The following is a 20,695-nucleotide window of genomic DNA, read 5'->3' as shown; positions in this document are numbered from 1 at the left end:
AAGAGGGACAAAAATGGATTTGCACAATGCTCTGAATAATATTTTAAACCCACCCGTACTATTTTTCTTTTTAGGCATGGGTGTTGTATTCTTTAAATCGGATCTCCGCATAACAGAGGGAGTTTCAAAATTTCTTTCTTTATACTTATTGTTCTCCATTGGTTTTAAAGGTGGGCATGAATTATTTAAATCACCTTTCGCGGAAGAACACTTACTTACACTCATTGCATGTATGTTTATGGCATGTTTTGTTCCTGTGTATTCTTACTTCATCTTTCGATTGAAGTTAGACCATGCCAATTCTGCAGCACTTGCTGGAAGTTTTGGTTCGATCAGCGCAGTAACGTTTGTAACAGCAGGAGCCTTCTTACATAGTTACGGATTTGAATACCAAGGTTTCATCGTTGCTGGAATGGCACTTATGGAATCACCTGCCATTGTCATCGCTGTTATTATCGATCGCCTCGGTAAAAAGAAACAAAACGGAAATCCTACTGAAAAAATCCAATGGAAACAATTGTTACATGAAGCCTTTTTTAGTTCATCTGTTTATATCTTAATTGGAGCTCTTATCGTTGGATATCTCTCAGGTGAGTCTGGATGGAATACAACTAAACCATTTACAGAAGATATCTTTAAGGGACTTCTTACATTTTTCCTTTTGGACAAAGGGATTGATGCCGCTAAACAAATGCGCGAGTTAAAAAAAGTTGGTTTTTTCTTGGTTGGATCAACAGTCATCATCATGTTTATCAATGTTGTGATTGCGATCTTTTTGACAAAAATCATCCAGATGCCAATTGGTGATGCATTAATGTTTGTTGTATTATGTGCATCTGCTTCTTATATTGCAGTTCCAGCAGCGATGAAAGATTCAATTCCAGAAGCAAGCCCTAGTATTTACTTAACTGTTGCTTTATCGATTGTTTTTCCAATCAATATCATCATCGGCATTCCACTTTATTTTTATGTATTGAAAGGATTATAAGAAAGATATAAATTCACCTTACAATTCGTTAGGAGAGATCAAAATGCAACTATCCAAAGAAAGAGTTATCCTATTTTGTTTCATTTTGGTCTTTTCTAGTGGTTTTCTAAATTCAGAACCTATAGAAGAAAAACCTCCCGAAAACCAATCAGAACCAAAGCCATATGTTTCTCCCATGAAAGAGAAAGGATTGGATCCTGAATTCAATCGACATATGTTTGTGGAACCAAAATTATCCAAACATTCTGCCAATTCTTCCCAGTTTTGGTTGAATGATGTATTACGATTTGGATTGTACCTTCGCCCACGCCAAGAGAGCCGTTATAATTTAGACTTCAATGCATCTGACAAGGGTTATATTGACCGTACCCTACAAACCTCATCTTTGTACTTTTTATTTGATCCAAGCCCTTATGTCCAAGCCAAGGTGACTTTACAAGATGCAAGGGTTTGGGGAGGAGAGTCACCTGCATCAACGGGTGACATTCGAGCCAATTTTTTTAATAATACCGCAGACCTATATTCCCGAAACCAAACTAATGCAGTTTCTGTAAACCAAACTAGCGTTAGAGAGGCATTTCTATTACTGAACAAATTACCTTTCCAATCCAAATTCCAAGTGGGAAGGCAAATTTGGGCCTATGGAGACCAAAGATTGATTGGTGGTGGTAACTGGACCGTGAATGGATTATCCTTTGATGGTGCCAGACTCATGTTCCAATTTGAAAATGCCAAAATCCATTTTTTAATGGCTAGGCCTTATTGGACTCAAAGTGGAACCAATGGGGTTGTTTCTGCCAATGATCCAAAACTCAATTCAGCGGCAAATGGAACCGACACAACACTATTAGGAACTTATAACAGTTATACGATTCCTGACTGGGTGACATTCGATTTTTATAGTCTAGGTATTGTTCGAAAATGGAAAAAAAATAATACGAATGTGGTTACAGGATTACCTGAATCTTCCCCCGACGACCCTTTGGCATCAAATCGTAGCCGCCAAAACCAAAATTTGATCACAACTGGATTTCGAATTACGAATCGTACGAAAGGTAATTTTTTACCAGAAGGTAAGTCTTGGGACTTCACATGGGAATCGGCATTCCAATCAGGAACTTCTGGACGTAGGATCCAAGATCCTTACCTAAAAGAATACCTGCCAAATGAATGGGACAATATCAGAACCGAAAGAGAAAAATATACAGGACAAATGCATGTTTTTCAAACTGGTTACACATTCTTCAAGAAACTTAGGTTAGGTGGACAAGTTTTATTTGCTTCAGGTGATAAAAATAGATCGGATGCCTCCGTCTCCACTTTCCAAACTCTGGCAAATCCAAGATTTGGAGTGATTCCCTATTTTAATAATGTGGCGGGAATTTCGGAAAATATCAACGCCCAAAATTTATATTCTAAATCTGTGAGTGTCACTTACTCAACTGAAGGTTATGGAGAATTCCAAATTACCTATTTCCAAAATGATAAAGCAGAAAAACAAGATGCATGGTATGCAATTAGTGGTGCGCCAAACTCTTCTTCCACGATCGGTGAAAAAAATCCAACCCCAGTGTCGTTTGAAAAAGGAAGTACAGAAAATTTCTCCAATCAATCGTATACTTCTCCCTATGCTTTAGGCAAAAGAATTTATACGGAAGTGGATTTGACTTGGCACGGACAAATCAATGATTTTGTCTCACTCTGGTTAGGTGTTGGTTATCTGGAAGCTGGTGATGCAGTTAAAAATTACAGAAATAGCAAAATCCAATACAATCGCACCACTCAATCCTTTGAATGGAACCAAAACTATTTACAAGGGAGAAACCAATTGGCAAAAGAAGCCTATATGGCCTATGCCCAAATCAACGCTGCATTTTAGGAAAAACGTTCGATTTTTCGCTGGATTATCATAGCATGGAAGCAAAACTGAGATTCGTCCATGTTGGAAGCCCACCACAAACAAAGAAGGATTCGCAATAGCCTCTCTCGCGAGGAAATTAGAGATGTATCCCTCCTCATTCTAAAAGAAGAAGGACTCGATGGGCTTTCCATGCGTAAAATTGCCAACCGGCTTGGTTGTAGTGTGGCGAGCCCCTATTCTTATTACGAGAGCCAAATTGACCTTGTCCAAGATTTGATCCGAACGGGTGAGGATGAGCTCCTCTCCATGTTAAAAAAAGCAAGTGCTGATGTCAAAACGGGATCTGCCTTTGACCAATTGGCCGCGATTGCACGTGCCTATTTCCAATTCGCAAGCAACAACCGCGAACTTCACAAAGTGATGTTTGTTACCGACTACGGTGGGGTTCATAGAAAGGCATTCCCTCAACTTCCGAAAAGTTATCGGTTTTTTTTAGAAACAGTTAGAATTGGTTTTGATTCTGGCGAAATTCCATACCCTAAAAACGAGTATCCAGCGATTGCAAGGTTGATGTGGAGTTGGATGTATGGAGTGATTGTTTTGGATATGACAGGTATGCTCCGAAAAAGAAAAGGAGCAGGAAATCCTATTGAAGAAGGAATTTCCTACTTTCAAAAGTTACTTAGTAAAAAACCAACCTAGCCAATGCTAGGCGAAACTTCCATTCCTTCCTCATCCGAGTCCAAACTGTTTTCTACACCTTCAGTTTGAGCGATTTGATTTTTTCCAACTTGGTTAAGTCTGATGAGTTCGGTTTTGATAAATGCCATTGTTTCATTATTATCATTCACTTGCCAGACAGGATTTCCAACAGTTAAGCGTATTGGTTTGTTTAAGTTGTATGCATCTAAATACAAAGGAACAATTGGTAAATTATAACGTTTACTCAGTACCACCATTCCAGGAAATAATTTTCGAGATTTACGAAATCCTCGGTACCAAGATCCTTCCGGAAAAATTCCAATGCCTAAATTTCCTTTTTTAATCCTTCTTTGGAAATCTTTGATTGTCACTGGATCTGATTCATTTCGGTTTAAGGGAATTAAGTCGATTGATTTTACAATTCCTTTGACAACTTGTTCTTTCCGTTTGAGCCATTTTGACTTTCTGCCTTTATTGCCCATTCCTGAATCATAACTTGTTAACGCAGTTGTATATATTCCGTATCGTTTTAGAACTCCACGAATGACAAATGCATCATAAGGCATGGTGATGATTTTTAAAAATTTATTTCGTGGTTTGATATGATTTGAAATCAGAATCATAGATTTGCCGTTTAACTGGCGCAAAATGAAGTCGTTCTGAATTTCTACTTTTTTGTTTCCGTATTTGAATCTCATGGGTTTTACCACAATCCACATCAATACAAAACCAATAGACCTTCCGACATAATAAAACATATCTTTTCCTCTTAATTGGTATGTGTCTAAAATTCCTATTTGGTTGCAAAAGATTCCCAAAATCTTTGGCTACAATTTGAATACAATTCTGTTTCAACTTGTACGAAGTATCTACGTAGGAATCCTGGATTTAAAAATTTGACAATCCCTGCCTTCGCTAAAACCTGGAAAATACCTTCAGGGAGGAAACAGGTGTAAATCCTGTGCTGACCCGCAACTGTAAGCCAAACAACTGTTTGGTGAGCCAGATCTTCCCCGTAAAGAATTCCTCGCGGAAATGGAACTTTACACACTAAAATCCAAATGTCCACCATTTGGAGGAAAGGGGCCCCGAAGGCATCGGGGCACCCGAAACAAGATTTACAAGGATACTTTTTCCTTTTGGAGGATCACTCCATAGGAATCATTCATTGTCTTTCATTGTCTTGGAGTTCCCTAAACTTTTTAAAATTTAGGAAACGTAAATGAAACGAACACAATTACAAACAACAGTCTTAATTGGACTACTCTTCTCTTTTTCCTTTTGCCAAATGGAAAAACAAGTTCCAGAATCTGACTCACAAACTAATCTCCTAGTTGGACTGCTTGCAGGAAGTGCTTTATCAACTTCGTTTTTATTAGAATACAATGGACAATGGAACGCAGGTTATACGTATGATGCAAACAAACAAGTAACACAAGCTTCCTTAACTGGAAGGCTCATCATCGCGACAAATCCTGATGGTTCAGGTAGTATCATTTCAGGATTTGAAAAAAACTCTGATTACTTTGGCGGTGGAGATACAACCTATCGTATTTTATCCTTTGATAAATCTACACGCAGGATGTATTACCAAAACACACCTGGAGGAAATAACTTTGCCAATTCAACATTTGGTAGAATCGATTATACTCCTGTGACAACGACTGGTTGCGAACTTGGTGCCTCCAAATGTTTTTATTTTTGTGAGGCCGTTTCTGGTAAAACGACACTTGCAGAAGTGCAAGCAAGTACAGTAACAAGTAATGCAACGAATTTTGCATCCAATGGATGTGGTGGTTTTACATTCAGCCGATCACTTTCTAGAACCCAAAACTCAACTTGGACTGGACTTTAAATAGATTTTTTTTAACACTGGAAAGGACACCACAAACAAGATGAAAACAAAATTACTTCATTTCTTCCTCATTGTATCCTGTTTGTGGACTTTCGATTGCAAACCCTCTCCTTCTTCCTCGGAGGAAAGCCTTGCTGCCCTCATTCCTTTACTGGGTGCAAGTGCCAATGCTTCTGTTTGTCCCAAATCTTCTACCCTCCCTTCTGATATTTTCCTTGCGAATACTGTTGTCAGTGCCTCTGCCAATGTCTCTGGATTTTCTGATCCCAAAAAAGCCATCAATGGTGTTTGTGGCGCTGGTGAACTTGCGGGATCTCTCGATGTGTATGCTTTGGAGACTACGGGGGCAGGTGCTACGATGGTCCTCAGTTGGGGTGGTAGAACTGTCAAAAATGTCCCAGACTCCATTGATTTAATTATCTATGATAATAGTTTTCGCATCTCAGGGGATACCAATACTTATGCCATGGATCCCTCTGTGATCCAAGTCTCCCGTGATGGATCCATCTATTGTGGTTTTAATCCGAGTTATACGGCTGGGAATATCAATTTACTGACCAGCTGGACTAAGTTTGGTGGCCTAAGACCCGTTTTTTACAATATGACCACCAATCCCTTGTCAAACGAGGATTTATTCATTAGTACAGGCATACCTTTCCTTCTCGGTGGTGGGGATGGATTTGATTTGGATGATTTAGATCCAAACGATCCGAATGATGTGAATTGTGACACAACAGCTGCCAATGATATCAAAACGAATGGATTTAAATTCGTAAAAATCACATCTGCAAGTAATGTCATCAACCCAGCAACCAGTACCAATTTCCCTTGGCCACCAGGCAGTTACAATGGAAGTGATATTGATGGGGTTGTCGCTCGCGAATTACAATAAATTCCAATCCATTATGTCAGATGGGTTCACCGTTTTGAACCATTTGTAAAAAACGTTTCAAAATAGTTCGTATTTCAGTTGACCAATTTTGAAAAAGAGTTCTTTTTTTAGAACCACTCCTCTGGCGTATTCACTTTGAGCGAAAACCTTTATACACAAAAAATATCCATTCAGGATGAGATGCCCCGGTTATCAGCACAGGCCAACCTCCTGAAGCTCCTGCTTGAGCCATATTTAGATTCCATCGAATACGAAAAAGAAGTTGGTACGGCTCTGGATGCGGGAGCGGGTCCAGGGGTATTAACCAGTTTTCTCATGAAGAAAAATCCAAACCTCAAATGGTCTGCTTGTGACATCTCCGAGGATATGGTCCAATACTGTAAGTTGGTATATCCAAAAGTAGACTGGAAGGTCTCTGATGTTCGCTCGCTAGATTACCCAGACAATCATTTTGATTTTATTTTTAATTCGATGGTGCTCATTCACATCAAAGAGCCTGAAAAAGCTCTAAAAGAATTCTACAGAGTGTTAAAACCTGGCGGAAAGGTTCTCATCCATTGTCCGAATGACAAAACTTTTACTGGCCCACAAGTTCTTTTGGATATGGTAGCCAAACATGCCACCATCCATCCAGCTGACAGGTTTGTGATGGAAAAAATACCTGGAATGATGGAATCTTTGGGATTCCAATTGAAACACAGGACCGACTTCATTGCCTCCAATGATGGAAATGATGATAAACCAACAGTGGATTACCCAAAAATTCATTTGGGAATGATGACTGGTTGGTCTATGATGTCCTTTATGGGTCATCCAGATGGGATGCAGGATTTATATTCGAAATTACAATCAGAGTATATGTCCAATCGTGTGAAATTCACAATCAAATTAGAAACGCATTTGTACCAAAAATAAACGGAGGCAAAATTGAACCAAAAGGCACCCATCATCATCGGTGAATACCACATCATTCCAGAGAATTTGCCTGCGGATGGCCAACTGAGATTGGTATTCCAACCGATCGATATGACCACCTATTGGCGCCGATGTGGTCTCACAGCCAATTTCGTTGCGGGATTTTATTCGTATTGTTACGAAGAAAGTGAAACCAAAGCCAATTCACTTTCCACGATCATCAATGAACTTTTAGAAAATGCTTCTAAATTCTCGAAAGCAAGAGAAGGTAGAATCAATGTAGAATTAAAACAATATGGAAATCTTTTAAGAATTGATGTTTTAAATGTGGCGTCAAAAACCTTAAGAGATAGTTTTGAGCTTTTTGTGAACAAACTCATATCAGAAAACGTGGAGGAGATGTATTTTTCTACACTCGAAACCAAAGAAGATGGAGATACCAAGTCTGGACTTGGTCTTCTCATGATGTTAAAAGACTATCCTGTTCGTTTTGGTTATAGTTTCACTGAGATCGATGCCGATACTCATGAAATCACGGTAAGAGCAATTATCAACGTAGAAGAGATATAATAGGCGAAGCTTCATGGAAATCAAAGACTTAGATTACAATATTCAATACGACGAAGCCACTAAGACTGTCAAATTCACTGGATCCATCCGCTTGCAGAACTTACCCGCTTATGAACCAATCAAATTATTTTTAAGAGATGTTGCCAAACAATGCCAAGGGGCACTACTCACGATGGACTTTCGTGAACTCCAATTTGTGAACAGTTCGGGGATCACAACCCTTTCCATGTTCATTATTGATTCTAGAAAAAGTGCTACTTACCAAATCAAAATCCAAGGATCACTCAACGTTTCTTGGCAGTCAAAATCTCTTTCTAACTTCAAAAAACTTTGGGACCAAGTGGTTTTGGAAATTTCCTAAACCACAAACGTTTCACCTTTTACCTCGAACTTCCGCCCATCTCGTACAACCTTCTAAATTCGAGCATGCGGCGGGACATTTCATTGAACCTCTGCGCTAAGATCACAAACAGATTCGTGAGTAATTTTACTGCTAACGTAGGACTTTGGATTTCCAATTTCTGAAATTCATTGGGAGTGAGGATGAGTAATTTTGCATGATCTCTGACGATGATATCAGCATTCCGATTGGACTTCGCGACAAAACCAAGTTCCCCAAAGATCTCTCCTTGGTTTAAGATCGAGATAGTTGACCTGACTCCATCTTCTCGGTTTACCACAACTTCTACACTTCCATCCAATACACAAAACAAACCTTGGCTTTCTTGGTTTTGGTGGAACACAACATCACCATCTTCATAGTCTATGAGATCGAGCATAGAGAGTAGTTTTTTCGATTCTTCCTCCGTAAACCCTCGTAAAAACGAAAGAAACTGGCTCGGTGGAAGCATCATATCATGTACGATATTTTGCCAAACCTCATCTCCTTCCATAGAAAAGAGAGGTCGAATGTCTTTGTATTCGGGGAACTTAGTCTCAAACAAATGAGCAAGTTCTGTTCCAGCAGGAAATCTCTTCGCCAAACGGAGAAAAGGTGAATGGATTTGTTTTAGATATTCATTGTCGTCTAACAAGAATACCATGGGAATCACAATTCCATATTCAGGGTGGTGGATGTTTTTTTTGTACATCCTATATCCAACTTGGTTGTACAATCGCACCAAATGTGGATTGGTATCTATAAAATCGATGACAATCCCATTTTCCCTAGCATGTTCATAAATCTTCATACATAACATACTCGCGGCTGCCGTGTGACGATATTCGCGTTTCACCATGAGTTTGGTCGACATAGAAACTTGGTCTGGGTAAAAGGGGCGGAAAAGATCCATTTCGTATAAGTCTTCACATTCCAAACTTCCATCCCTGCGGAAGTTGATACGAACGGTTCCAATGATCTCTCCCTCTTCCGTTTCTGCGAGGAAAAGGTGGCCCGTTTCATCAAACGGTTCTTTGATCATTTTCGTGGTATGGTCGGCGTATTCCTGGACCCTGTTCATTTCTTGAACATATATATCGTAGCGGAGGTGGTAAATTTTATTACGATCTTCTTCCGTTGTTGCCAAATGGACTTTGATATGACTCATACGCGCCGTCCTCCTTAAAAATTTGAAAAATCATTTGCAATTTATGCAAAATGTATGACGTTATCAGTTAATTTTCCGCATTCTCTAGAACGAAATATAAAGAAAGAAACCTTTACTCTATGCCGCAATCCTCTTCCAACGAAAATCGCTTCGTCCTCTCGGACTACTACAAGAAACAACTTAAAGAGATTGCCTTCCAGGGGGAATTTAGGGCCGAAACCTTCGCCACAAAATTCCGATTTTTTTTCCTGGGGTTTTTGGTTATCTTTGCCACTCTCGGACTCCTATCGGGTCGTCCTCCTGTAGAGTTTTATTACCAAATCTCTGCCATCTTAGTTTTACTCTGTTACAACTTCGTAGTTTTATATTCATTAAAGAAGTCGGGTAAATATCTCAATATATTTAAATTCTCTTCTTCTTTTTTAGAGATCACCCTCCTTACATTTGTTACAGGGTATACGGCTTACTCCCAAAAAAACCCAAGTCTTGTGTATGCAGCACCGATGATTTATGTCTTCTTCATCCTCATCGCTCTTGCATCCATACGTAATAATACTAAGACTATCATTTTTGCAGTGGTTGTACTCATCGTTGAGTATGCATCACTCACCATTTATTTTTATCCTGAGATGACAGACCTCAATGCAAAACTCATTGAGTTGTCACAGTATCTCAAACCAAACTTCTTAGAAGAAAATAGTTCCTTCTTTCTTGTCAGTGCTGTGCCGATGGGAATTTTTCTCATCTTACTTTATATGATCGTAACAGGTGGTTTGATTTTATATGCCATCCTCAATACCTCACGCACCACTCAAGAACAAGCTGACTTAATTTTTAATACAGAAAAACAAGCCATCCTCGAAGAGAACATGCGCCTCGGTATGGAATTAGACGTAGCAAGGCAAATCCAAGCCATGGTACTTCCCCGCAATGAGGAATTAAAACAAATTGGTGAGTTAGAAATTTCAGCTCGGATGGACTCTGCAAACGAAGTGGGGGGAGACTATTATGATGTGGTCCACCATGAAGACGGAACAGTTTACATTGGTATCGGAGACGTAACAGACCACGGTCTTGCTTCTGGTGTTGTGATGCTCATGACACAGTCAGCATTTATCACAACATTACGATCCAAAGTCATTTCCTTACGGGAATCACTCCGTTCCATCAACTCCATTTTGTTTTCGAACATCCACATGAGGATGAATGACATCCGAAACCTAACACTCTCCCTGTTTTCCTACAAAAATGGAGTGTTTACAACAGCTGGACAACACGAAACCATTATGGTTTACCGCCATGCTACGAAAAAAACAGAAATCATCGATACAGTCGATAATGGAATGTTAGTTGGTCTCACAGAATCCATTGATGAATTCATTCATGAAAAGCCCATTCCTTTACAACCAAAGGATATCATCTTACTTTACACAGATGGAGCAACAGAGGCAGAAAATCCAAAACGGGAGCAGTTCGGATCCCATCGATTGATTGAATCCTTGGAAAAACATGCGGACCTTCCATCAACTGATGAAATTTTAGCAGCGATCTTCCAAGACATCTATGTATTCATTGATGGAATGGATGTGTACGATGACATCACTATCATGATCATGAGGAAACGAGGCTAGGACATTATGGACAATGAAAAAGTTTTGGAAGAGGAACGAGCCAAATATGCAGAGTTGGAAGTTCTCTACCAAAACATCATTGATCATTCTACAGAAATCGAAAACGAACTCTTAGAAAATAACAAAAAGATCCAAATGTATTTGGATCGTATGCGACGTTACCTCTCCCCTCAATTGTATGAGATGATCACAGGGGCAGAAGTGGAAACATCGATTTCCCACCAAAGGCGAAAACTCACCATCTTCTTCTCTGACATTGTTGGTTTTACTACGATCACAGATTCAATTGAACCAGAAATCCTATCCGATTGCCTCAACCAATACTTAGATGTAATGTCAAGCATCGCCATTAAATATGGTGGGACCATCGACAAATTCATTGGTGATGCCATTATGATTTTTTTCGGGGCGCCAACATTCGAAAACGACAAAGCACATGCATTAAACTGTGTCAAAATGGCAATTGAAATGCGTGATAGTTTGCCTGCGTTAGACGAGTATTGGAGAAAATCAGGTATCAACCACAACCTAACTTGTAGAATCGGAATCAATACAGGTTATGTGACGGTTGGTAATTTTGGAACCAACGAACGAATGGATTACACCATCATTGGTGGTCCAGTGAATGTTGCCTCTCGTTTGGAACATGCTTCCGATGCAGGAGAAATTTTGATTTCAAATGCAACCAAATCCTTGATAGACGAATACATTGATACCATTCCCAAGGGAGAAATTGTTGTAAAGGGTGTACACACTCCCATTGAAACGTTTCAGGTGATTGGACTCAAAGATGAAAAAGATAAAAAAGACAATCCATTCTTAAAATTTGATGGGAAAGGTTTTCTTCTCAAACCTTTACACTTTGACAAACTCAGCACAAACCCCGAAGAACGCCGATTAATGCAAAATGCATTAGAAAAAGCGCTTGCGGCATTAAAGTAATTCCGCTACATTCCTTAGTTGAACTACGAATATGCGAAAATATGGCAATCTAACTCACACTGCTTTTTCGGAAAAAGAACCAGAGTCCATCATTGAAATCCATTTAAAACCTTTGGATTTGATGCGTTACTGGCGACGTATTGGAATTCTCTCCGATTTTATCGGTTATTTCTATGGGTTTTCGTTTTTACCCAATGTACCAACTGATTCGATGGACATGAAAAATTCGGAGATTGTCAATTCGATCTCCACTGTGTTTAACGAACTTTTGGAAAACGCAGCTAAGTATTCGTATGATAAAAAAGCAGATATTGAAATTTCTCTAATCCATCGGGGAAAATCTTTTGAGATGTTAGTCCGAAACAAAACAAATGAATCAAATGTGTCTGCATATGAATCAAGTTTAAAAGAAATTTTCTCTGCAAAAGACTTAGAAAAATTGTACTTCCAAAAGATAGAATCCAATGACCCTGATTCCAGTCGTTCGGGAATTGGTCTCATTATGGTATTAAAAGATTATCCAGTGGAAATGGAAGTGACTTTGGAAACAGAAGGTAATTTCACTATCATCACAAGCAGAATTGTTTACTTTACAGACGTGTCCCTTCAATCATAATTTCCAAAATCTGTAAAACTTCCTTTTGAAAGGATTTTTTTTCTTCCAGAGAAGATTGGATCGATTTCCATTTTCGTTCATTGAGTACGGCAAATCCATGGACACCACTCCAAAAACTCATCATGAGTGTTGCAGTTGGTACTGATTTTTTTAAGACCAATTGGTTTTGTCCATATTCAACAATCCGAAACATACCCATGTATGCTTCATCTCCACATTCTCTTAAATCATTGGACAATGGATCACCAGAAACATAAATTTCACCACCAAACATAAGTTCTGTTCTACGTGGATTATTGAGTAATAAGTAAATGTATTCTTCTCCGGCTTTACGGACTTTCATTAATGGATCTTCCGAACTGTCCCAAGCGCGTTTCATCGCATCTGCCAGTTCCCGAAATCCTTCAGCAACTAATGCTTGGAGTAGGTCCATTTTTTTGGGAAAATGCCTGTAGGGGGCCGTATGACTCACGCCTAAGTCGGAAGCGATGTCCCGAAGACTCAGGGACGAAACACCTGTTTTTTCCAATACCTTACGTGAGTGTTCCAATACTTCTTCTCGTAAATTCCCGTGGTGGTACCCTGCTGATTGATTACCAGATGGTTTTGGTGTGGTAGTTTTCGTTTTTTTGGGTGTTGTTTGTTTTTTCAATGGTTTCATAAAATGTTTACAATGTATACTTTTTATGTTGACAGAGCCTACATCTTGGTTTACACTGTCTACATTATGGAATACACCAACATCAAAAGACAACCACTTTTTTGGAATGGAATCTCAATGGTAGTGCTCACGATAACCATGATTCCCCTGCTTTTATTAGATACAAGAACCCTTTTGGGGGTGAATCTTTGGATCAAACCAATCAAGTTCACATTATCCCTTGGGATTTATTCGTTTTCAACCCTTTGGATTTTGGAACGATTTTTGGCAGACTGGAAGTACAATCGAATCACTCAAATCGCACTCACCATCACCTCTGCCATTGAAATTATCCTTATCACAGCCCAAGCAGCCAGAGGAGAAAGTAGTCATTTTAATGTTTCCAATCCTTGGAACCAAATTGTGTTTTCTGTTATGGGAACCAGTATTTCCATATTTTGGCTATTCCACTTAGGAATGATCCTACCCATCTTCAAACAAAAACAGATTCCAAAAGCTGTGAAAGAAAGTCTACTTTGGGGGCTTTTCATTGCTGGTTTTGGAATGATCATTGGATTTTTTATGACAACTCCACGCCCCGAACAATTGGAACTGATGAAACAGGGTATTTTCCAAACCAGTGGATCACATAACTTTGGGAAGGGGGAAGTAGGACAAGGCCTCTATTTTTTTGGATGGAGTACGGTAATTGGTGACATGCGAGTACCTCATTTTTTTGGAATGCATGTGATGCAGGTATTCTTTGTATTGGCCGCCTATCTTTTGCCACTTGCAGAAAAAAAAGAACATGGGATGATCATTCGCTTGATTGGAGTATTTTTACTTTTGATGAATGGACTTATGGTTGTACAAACTCTCATGGGATATTCAATTTTTAGTTTCCATCGTTTTTTTACAGGTAGTTATGGACTGATTGTTTTGGTTTTGACTACACTCTTCATCCGACTATTTTCCTCTCCAAAATTTTCTATCACAAAGGTAACCACATGAACCCATCTCTAATCTTTACGATTGCCAATTCCATTGCACTTCTATCGTGGATTGTGTTAATACTAACTCCAAATCAAAGTAAGGTGATCCCCTCTCTGCGTTTTCTGATTTCTGGGTTATTTCTGGGAGGGCTTTACATTTTTGCCCTGTCATTTGGTTTTGGAAAAACAGAAGGGAATTTTTCAAGTTTGGAATCAGTGCGTTCTTTATTTGCAAACGATGAATTTCTGTTAGCTGGATGGGTGCATTATTTGTCGTTTGATTTATTTATGGGAACCTGGGAAGCAGAAGATGGAAAATCCATTGGTATCCATCGATTGTACCTAGTTCCCATCCATTTCCTTACATTCTATTTTGGTCCAGTGGGGTTTGTATTGTATTTACTAGTAAAGGTGATTAAAACAAAACGTCTTAGTTTTTAACCACCATACACATCAAGGAGAGAAAGAACCCTTTGGTATCGGCTCTTTTTCTCTTCGTCTGATTCCAACTCTGCAATTTCTAAATTTTCAAAAGCTAAATCACGTCCCGTTTTTTCCTCTAAGGTTTTCCCGTTTGCCTTCGCTCCCGATTCGAGTAATAAAGCAAGGACAGAAGAATTACCAAATTTACATGCTTCGTGTAGTGCCGTACTTCCAATTTGATCTGTAATATGAATGTCAACACCTGCTTGGATGAGTCGTTTTGCCAAGCTAGGTTCTCCAAACACAGAACACCAATGGAGAGGTGACATACCATTTACCGATTGTAAGTTTACCTGCGCACCACGTTTGATGAGTTCATCCATTAAAGCAGTTTTTTCTTGCAAACGAAGTTTGTTGTCTTGGCATAATTTGAAGATAGCAGATTCTCCGTTAGCATCTAAAATATTGGGGTTTGCACCTCTTTCCAATAAACGCATACAAGACTTGAATTTAGAGCGTACAAATGCTTCTTGTAATAAAGTAAAACCGAGAGGATTACGAATGGAATCTTTGATGATGTAATCTAAGGATCCGACAGTTCTTACAAAAGAATCTAATAAATAAACATCATCTTCATCTAACCAATCCAAGGTTTTGTCTTCATTTTTAGTTTCTAACTGATTTCCTAAGTTTTGGTGGTATTCCTCGGGAAATTTTGATTTGAGAATCGGGATGAAGATTGGTTCTGATTCTGAATGGCAAACAACATCATGAATGATGTGCCAATGGTTTGCATTTGGTTTTAATTGATTGGAGATTAAAAAGATAAATGTTTCATTCAGTTTTCTCTGAGTGAGTTGGAATTTTGCTTGGATGTTTGCTTCTTTGAAATGCACTTCTGAAACTGTTGTTTGGTTTTCGGGCCAATGATACATCACAAGTGTAAATAATTCATTTTTTTCATTCTCTGTTAATGATGGGTAATGTTTTTGTAATAATAAAATATTACCAGACAATGCGTAAATTTTTGATGATAAATAACTTGTGATAAAATCTGGAAGTTCTTTATTTGCGACACCATATTCATCAAACTCTATTTTATAAATATGGGTAGCTGTAAAACTACCGTGTAAAAACGTATTCCACTCATCAGAAATTGCTAAATACAATTTTCCATTCACAAGTGCATGATCATAATCTTCTACAGTTAAGGAAAGTCTAACGGGAGAAGTGTTTACATTATGATTGATGATGATACTGAGAGTTTTGGAAGGAGTTGTTGTTGTGATGTCATAATCAAAATTTTTTAATCGAACAATTTCGGGAAGTCCAGAAATAGAAATCCGAACATCATCATCATTCCCCTCTTCGTCTTTCAAAAAAACTAATTCTTCATTTGACCATTCCGAGACAAAGTTTGTCGTATACCTTCCAAAAATTTGTCCTTGAAGAGTATGGTTGGGAATTTGACCTATAAAATTGAGATCAAATAACACGAGTGAGTCGGATCTTTCTCCCGTGAGGTTCTTTCGGAAATCAAAATGGTTCCAAATGGAACATTTTTTACATCGGTATTTTCCTTTTTTGCCTTCCAGTTTGGATGAGGAAATGGAATGACCACTGAGACAATTGGAGCAGGATAAAATCGTTTTCATATTTCGCTTGTTCCGATAAAGAATCTAAGAGACTTTACCATGATCAATCGAAAATTAGAACCTTTAAAACATTCAGGTAGGGATTCATGGGACAAAATCAATATTTAATCATAGGTGGTTCGGGGGAAGCTGGACAAAGTGCCATCCAAGCCATCCGTTCCTCAGATCCGAATGCCTTTATCATTACATCCACAACAACAAATGAACCTGTGTCGAATGCAAATCTGACCTTATTTGGAAAACGAGCAGAACCTGGGCTTACAAATTCCATCTTAGATGATTTCGAAAAACATGGTAGGTCCAAACAAATTAAGGCTCTCATTTACACGCCGGCACTCGGTGAGGTTGGTTTTCCCATTGAAGAAAGTACAAACGAACAAATCAACAATACCTTGGGAATTTGTTTGGATCCAATGGTGAGTTTGGAAAAGGAGTTTGAACCGGAACTAACAGTCGCCTATTCAGCGTTTTATTGGCTAAGCCATACGTTGGCATTTTATGGATCCATGGGAATTGCAAAGTACAAGGCTGATCTTTGGGCATTTGAGAATCCAACAAAACGACGTATCGTGCGAGCAGGGACATTTTTTTCGAAAAGTGTAAGAGGAATTTCGATCGTATTACAAAGGACGATGAAAAAAACAAACCACCCTGACCTTTTACAACTTAAAAACAAATTTGAATCATCTAACGAGAAGTTTATGGACTTTTTCCTATCGTATGCTTGGGAACACGAAAAAGAATCTTTTCAAAAGCAATTTGGCACACCCTACAGACCAACTGTAAGAGAAGACCTCACACGTGGTCTCAAAAAAGCACTAGAAACCAAATCACCGATTGTCACCGTCCTTGGTGATTGGACCTGGGAAGAAACAGAGATGCCAAAATTGCCAAGTTGGTTCCAACAATTTTAGTTGCCAAATTTTGATCAAAGGGGAATGGTAGACCGTTCGGTATACGGAGTGTCATATGTTACGACTCGTCTTTCGGAAAAAAGGGATCCTTGAATGGGAAGAAGTAGAAACTCCTACCATTAACGGTGAAAACCAAGCACTTGTGGAACCCATCGCAATTGCTCGTTGTGATTTGGATTTACCCATCGTACGAGGAGAAACATTATTCCGCGCACCATTCCCCGTAGGACACGAGTTTGTTGGACGTATCAAATCTTTATCGGACGAACTTTATGGACAGTTCCAAATTGGATCAGTGGTTGCGATTCCTTTTCAAATCTCTTGTGGGACATGTCCATCGTGTTTATCAATTCATACGAATTCTTGTGAATCAGTGCCTTATACTTCAGCTTATGGAATGCCACCTGGTGCTCACAATGTAGGTGGTGCAATATCAGAACTCATCAAGGTTCCTTACGCAAAACAAATGTTACTTCCTATGGATCCTAAAATTAATCCGGTTGGCATTGCGAGTCTCAGTGATAATATTGCCGAAGTTTGGAAGTTGGCAGGTCGATTTTTAGAACGAAAAAAAGATCCTAAAACACTCGTCGTGGGTGGAAACGCAGGTAGTATTGGACTTTACACAGCTCTTTACCTCCACCAAACAAAAAAAGCGGAAGTGCTCTATGTGGACACTGACCGCAGTAGAATCGAACTTGCTACATCACTTGGAATCCCAGTGACCCATGTAACAACATTCCCAAAACCAAGTGAGAAGTATGATTTGGTTTGTGATGCTTCTGCCACAAAAGAAGGTTGGGAATTTGCCACTCGTTCCATGGGAAAAAATGCCATCCTCAGTTCGGCATCAATTTTTTGGACCAATCGATTTGAAATTCCCTATTTGGAGATGTACAACCAAGGTGCGGAAATCCATATCGGAAGAGTGGAATCACTCGATTCCATGAAAGCACTTTACCCCGAAATCCAAAATGGAATGTTTACACCTGAAAAAATTGTCACAAAAACTGTTTCCTTTGCAGAAGCGAAAGAAGCATGGTTAGAAGAATCTATCAAGCTGGTGGTAACTCGTTGAAATTGGAATTTGGACTAAAATTCAATTTAGATTTGCGATGCGGAATTTGTTTCCTTATCCCTTTTCTTTTAGTTTCACCAATTTTTTCCGAATCCATACAAGAACGATTCACACCACCTAACGGATACAGTCGACTTACTTACCCTAAAGAAAGTTTTTCTACTTACTTACAAAACTTTCCTTTAAAACCAAAAGGAAGCCCCGTGCTTTTGTACAATGGAAGTAAAAAACAAAACCAAGTCCATGAAGCTGTGTTAGATTTTCCATTACTGAAATCAGACCTCATCCAATGTGCAGATGCGGTCATGAAACTTCGTGCAGAGTATCTATATTCGCGAAAGGAATGGGGAAAAATCACATTTTCCATCAGCAATGGAATGTTAGTTCCCTTTTCTCGATTTGCGAAAGGGGATAGAGTGGTTGTGAAGGGAAATAAAACAACTTGGAAAGAAGGGATCGCAAAAAAAGGAACAAACCGCGAAGTATTCGAAACTTATTTACAATTTATTTATAGTTATGCGGGAACCATCTCACTCAAATCAGAACTTAAGAAAAAACAACTACAAGATTTGGAACCAGGGGATGTATGGATCCAAGCAGGTTCCCCCGGGCATGTTGTGATGGTTGTAGACAAAGCCCAATCAAAGGATGGTAACACCTTATTTCTGTTAGCACAAAGTTATATGCCTTCCCAAGAAATGCATATCTTGAAAAATGATACAACCTACTCTCCTTGGTTTACCTTACCACAAGGAGAATTTTTTCCAACACCTGAATGGGAGTTTATGACGAACGCTTTTTACGGTTTTCGTAAATAATCTGAATCCATTTCCAGTTTTAGATTTCAGTTTTCACTTTGCAATTCCTATGGAATTATCATATTGTCTTTCAGATGGCTCTCTTACAAAACATCGCAATTTACTGTGGATCCTCTTCTGGACTTGACCCTTCCTATCACAAGGAAGCTTTTCATTTAGGTGAAATTCTTGCACAACATAAAATGGGAATTGTGTATGGTGGTGCGAGTGTGGGACTTATGGGAGCTGTGGCAAACGGTTGTTTGGAGAACCATGGTAAAGTCATTGGTGTGATCCCAACGTTTCTGAAACAAAAGGAAATCGAACATATGGGTTTATCAGAACTCATCCAAGTGGAATCGATGCACGAAAGGAAACGAATCATGTTTGAACGTTCGGATGCCTTTCTTGTGTTACCCGGTGGTTTTGGAACCATGGAAGAGTTTTTTGAAGTCGTCACTTGGTCCCAACTGGGACTTCACAACAAACCCATTGTATTATTGAATTGGAATGGTTTTTATGACTCACTCGTCCAAATGTTCCATACGATGGTTGTCTCTGGCTTTTTAAAAAAGGAAAATATGGATCTCGTGATTGTCCTAAGGGAAACCAAGGACTTACTCACTCAATTACAAAACTATTCTCCGTCTAAAACAGAGAAATGGTTGTCGGAAGATACCATTTAATGAAGATTCATCGGGAAGGAAACCTTAGTTTATGTTCTTTTGGTCGCATTCAAAACAAACTCGAAAATTGCTTTTTGTCCTGATCGGGATTTCTGTTACGATCGGACTCATCCCTTCCCTTTTTGCCAATCCCGACCCTTCAGACGGAGACATATACTACATCGACACAGTGGGCCAAAATCGTCCAAGGCCACAACAAAGACCACACCCAGACCTACATGTTCCTTCGGTTCCCGTCAAACAAGATGTCACCGCATTTACCAATTGGTCTACCGATAAAACAGCATATCCTTATATACAAACAACCATAAACTTTGTGGAAGGCCATTTATCATTCAAAGCATTCTTATCTGATGGGACAGAAGTTTCATATTCGACAAGAGGGGAACATGTCCGTTACTCCAAATGTTACGGTGACCTTTGTATCATTGTATCTCAAAAAAATTTGTTAGGTGTGAGTAATTCAAGTACGGAATGGGAAAAGGGCCATATCTTTGGCGAAGAACGATACCAAGTAGCCATGGGTCATAAAGCGGCCCTTGTAGCCAGCGAACGGAAACTTTACGTATACAACAGTTATACGAACCATTGGGATACCATTAGCCTTGAACAAGAAAGCCTTCGTGCTTTTGCCAATCTCCATGACAAAGTGGCCATTATCACCACACGCCGAATCCTCGTGATGGATTTACCAACCGAGATGCAATTCGAACAAAATTTATTACTCCGAGGCATTTCACAATTTGAAATGAGAGATGGGTTTATCAATTTTTATTCAGGTGATAAACTTTGGATGTTTCGCCACCAAACAGAGGCATTCGAAGAAGTGGATTTAACGGACTGACATTGAAATAGAGTGTTTCCGATCGAAACTAACGAACCAAAAGGTTGTCCTAACACCTGAACTTAAATTTTCAATAATACTTTTATACAATTCAAATTCAATTGGGGGAAATCATTCATCCAGCTACCGATCAAATTGATGGAAAAT

At 39.1% G+C, this 20,695-nt stretch carries 22 protein-coding genes; 18 read left to right on the top strand and 4 right to left on the bottom strand.

Features of this window, described 5'->3' with window-relative positions; all coding sequences use genetic code 11:
* Positions 1-13 precede the first annotated feature (13 nt).
* From CH354_RS07400 to CH354_RS07390, 3 genes are read left to right on the top strand one after another with little or no spacing between them, the layout of a single operon-like run.
* Entirely contained in the window at positions 14-988 is a 975-nt protein-coding gene (locus CH354_RS07400; protein WP_100725988.1) for a sodium-dependent bicarbonate transport family permease, read from the top strand.
* A 43-nt stretch (positions 989-1,031) separates the two neighbouring features.
* The gene (locus CH354_RS07395; RefSeq protein WP_100725919.1) at positions 1,032-2,867 is read left to right on the top strand and encodes an alginate export family protein; all 1,836 of its coding nucleotides are present in this window, start codon (positions 1,032-1,034) and stop codon (positions 2,865-2,867) included.
* Positions 2,868-2,927: 60 nt separating this feature from the next.
* Positions 2,928-3,551 carry a TetR/AcrR family transcriptional regulator gene (locus CH354_RS07390; RefSeq protein ID WP_100725918.1) on the top strand — a complete coding sequence of 208 codons (624 nt, stop codon included), beginning with the start codon at positions 2,928-2,930 and terminating at the stop codon, positions 3,549-3,551.
* On the opposite strand, the gene CH354_RS07385 is transcribed toward CH354_RS07390, so the two are convergent.
* Positions 3,548-4,309 (bottom strand): lysophospholipid acyltransferase family protein, encoded by a 762-nt coding sequence (locus tag CH354_RS07385; protein ID WP_100725917.1) that lies wholly within the window; start codon positions 4,307-4,309, stop codon positions 3,548-3,550. The genes CH354_RS07390 and CH354_RS07385 overlap by 4 nt on opposite strands.
* Positions 4,310-4,773: 464 nt before the next feature.
* Between CH354_RS07385 and CH354_RS07380 the strand changes: the two genes are divergently transcribed.
* From CH354_RS07380 to CH354_RS07360, 5 genes are all read left to right on the top strand, one after another.
* Complete coding sequence (locus CH354_RS07380) at positions 4,774-5,406, top strand: hypothetical protein (protein ID WP_100725916.1); 633 nt, start codon at positions 4,774-4,776, stop codon at positions 5,404-5,406.
* 40 nt (positions 5,407-5,446) lie between these two features.
* A complete protein-coding gene (locus CH354_RS07375) occupies positions 5,447-6,298 on the top strand; it encodes an LIC_13355 family lipoprotein (RefSeq protein WP_100766361.1) in 852 nt (283 codons plus the stop codon).
* Between the two features lie 135 nt (positions 6,299-6,433).
* Positions 6,434-7,213 carry a class I SAM-dependent methyltransferase gene (locus CH354_RS07370; RefSeq protein WP_243395993.1) on the top strand — a complete coding sequence of 260 codons (780 nt, stop codon included), beginning with the start codon at positions 6,434-6,436 and terminating at the stop codon, positions 7,211-7,213.
* A 12-nt stretch (positions 7,214-7,225) separates the two neighbouring features.
* Positions 7,226-7,783 (top strand): slr1658 superfamily regulator, encoded by a 558-nt coding sequence (locus tag CH354_RS07365; RefSeq protein WP_100725913.1) that lies wholly within the window; start codon positions 7,226-7,228, stop codon positions 7,781-7,783.
* Between the two features lie 13 nt (positions 7,784-7,796).
* Positions 7,797-8,144: a slr1659 superfamily regulator gene (locus tag CH354_RS07360; protein WP_100725912.1), complete on the top strand. Its 348-nt coding sequence runs from the start codon at positions 7,797-7,799 to the stop codon at positions 8,142-8,144.
* 19 nt (positions 8,145-8,163) lie between these two features.
* Here the strand turns inward: CH354_RS07360 and CH354_RS07355 are convergent, their stop codons facing one another.
* Positions 8,164-9,330, bottom strand: coding sequence for a GNAT family N-acetyltransferase (locus CH354_RS07355; RefSeq protein ID WP_100725911.1), 1,167 nt, complete (start codon positions 9,328-9,330; stop codon positions 8,164-8,166).
* Positions 9,331-9,587: 257 nt separating this feature from the next.
* Between CH354_RS07355 and CH354_RS07350 the strand changes: the two genes are divergently transcribed.
* The 3 genes from CH354_RS07350 to CH354_RS07340 are packed head-to-tail and all read left to right on the top strand — an operon-like array spanning position 9,588 to position 12,519.
* Positions 9,588-10,961, top strand: coding sequence for a PP2C family protein-serine/threonine phosphatase (locus tag CH354_RS07350; protein ID WP_238760028.1), 1,374 nt, complete (start codon positions 9,588-9,590; stop codon positions 10,959-10,961).
* A 6-nt stretch (positions 10,962-10,967) separates the two neighbouring features.
* Positions 10,968-11,903, top strand: a complete 936-nt coding sequence (locus CH354_RS07345; protein ID WP_100725909.1) for an adenylate/guanylate cyclase domain-containing protein — start codon at positions 10,968-10,970, stop codon at positions 11,901-11,903.
* 31 nt (positions 11,904-11,934) lie between these two features.
* Entirely contained in the window at positions 11,935-12,519 is a 585-nt protein-coding gene (locus CH354_RS07340; protein WP_100728270.1) for a DUF6272 family protein, read from the top strand.
* Here CH354_RS07340 and CH354_RS07335 read toward each other — a convergent pair.
* Positions 12,494-13,180, bottom strand: coding sequence for a TetR/AcrR family transcriptional regulator (locus tag CH354_RS07335; RefSeq protein WP_100728269.1), 687 nt, complete (start codon positions 13,178-13,180; stop codon positions 12,494-12,496). The genes CH354_RS07340 and CH354_RS07335 overlap by 26 nt on opposite strands.
* Positions 13,181-13,183: 3 nt before the next feature.
* Between CH354_RS07335 and CH354_RS07330 the strand changes: the two genes are divergently transcribed.
* Both CH354_RS07330 and CH354_RS07325 read left to right on the top strand, forming a co-directional pair.
* Entirely contained in the window at positions 13,184-14,170 is a 987-nt protein-coding gene (locus CH354_RS07330; protein ID WP_338092377.1) for a hypothetical protein, read from the top strand.
* Positions 14,167-14,592 (top strand): ABA4-like family protein, encoded by a 426-nt coding sequence (locus tag CH354_RS07325; protein ID WP_100728268.1) that lies wholly within the window; start codon positions 14,167-14,169, stop codon positions 14,590-14,592. Before CH354_RS07330 ends, CH354_RS07325 begins: the two co-directional genes overlap by 4 nt.
* On the opposite strand, the gene CH354_RS07320 is transcribed toward CH354_RS07325, so the two are convergent.
* Positions 14,589-16,229: an ankyrin repeat domain-containing protein gene (locus CH354_RS07320; protein WP_100728267.1), complete on the bottom strand. Its 1,641-nt coding sequence runs from the start codon at positions 16,227-16,229 to the stop codon at positions 14,589-14,591. The genes CH354_RS07325 and CH354_RS07320 overlap by 4 nt on opposite strands.
* A gap of 86 nt (positions 16,230-16,315) precedes the next feature.
* On the opposite strand from CH354_RS07320, the gene CH354_RS07315 reads away from it, so the two are divergent.
* From CH354_RS07315 to CH354_RS07295, 5 genes are all read left to right on the top strand, one after another.
* Entirely contained in the window at positions 16,316-17,143 is an 828-nt protein-coding gene (locus CH354_RS07315; protein WP_100728266.1) for a hypothetical protein, read from the top strand.
* A 55-nt stretch (positions 17,144-17,198) separates the two neighbouring features.
* Positions 17,199-18,221 (top strand): zinc-dependent alcohol dehydrogenase, encoded by a 1,023-nt coding sequence (locus CH354_RS07310; RefSeq protein ID WP_100728265.1) that lies wholly within the window; start codon positions 17,199-17,201, stop codon positions 18,219-18,221.
* The gene (locus CH354_RS07305; RefSeq protein ID WP_265396980.1) at positions 18,218-19,039 is read left to right on the top strand and encodes a DUF4846 domain-containing protein; all 822 of its coding nucleotides are present in this window, start codon (positions 18,218-18,220) and stop codon (positions 19,037-19,039) included. The genes CH354_RS07310 and CH354_RS07305 overlap by 4 nt, the downstream gene beginning before the upstream one ends.
* Before the next feature lie 74 nt (positions 19,040-19,113).
* Positions 19,114-19,704 carry an LOG family protein gene (locus CH354_RS07300; protein ID WP_100728263.1) on the top strand — a complete coding sequence of 197 codons (591 nt, stop codon included), beginning with the start codon at positions 19,114-19,116 and terminating at the stop codon, positions 19,702-19,704.
* Positions 19,705-19,735: 31 nt separating this feature from the next.
* Positions 19,736-20,548 carry a hypothetical protein gene (locus CH354_RS07295; protein ID WP_100725899.1) on the top strand — a complete coding sequence of 271 codons (813 nt, stop codon included), beginning with the start codon at positions 19,736-19,738 and terminating at the stop codon, positions 20,546-20,548.
* Positions 20,549-20,695: the final 147 nt, after the last annotated feature.

Origin of the sequence: Leptospira levettii (assembly GCF_002812085.1) — a bacterium.
Classification (GTDB): Bacteria; Spirochaetota; Leptospiria; order Leptospirales; family Leptospiraceae; genus Leptospira_A; species Leptospira_A levettii.
This window is presented reverse-complemented; position numbering and strand designations above follow the sequence as displayed.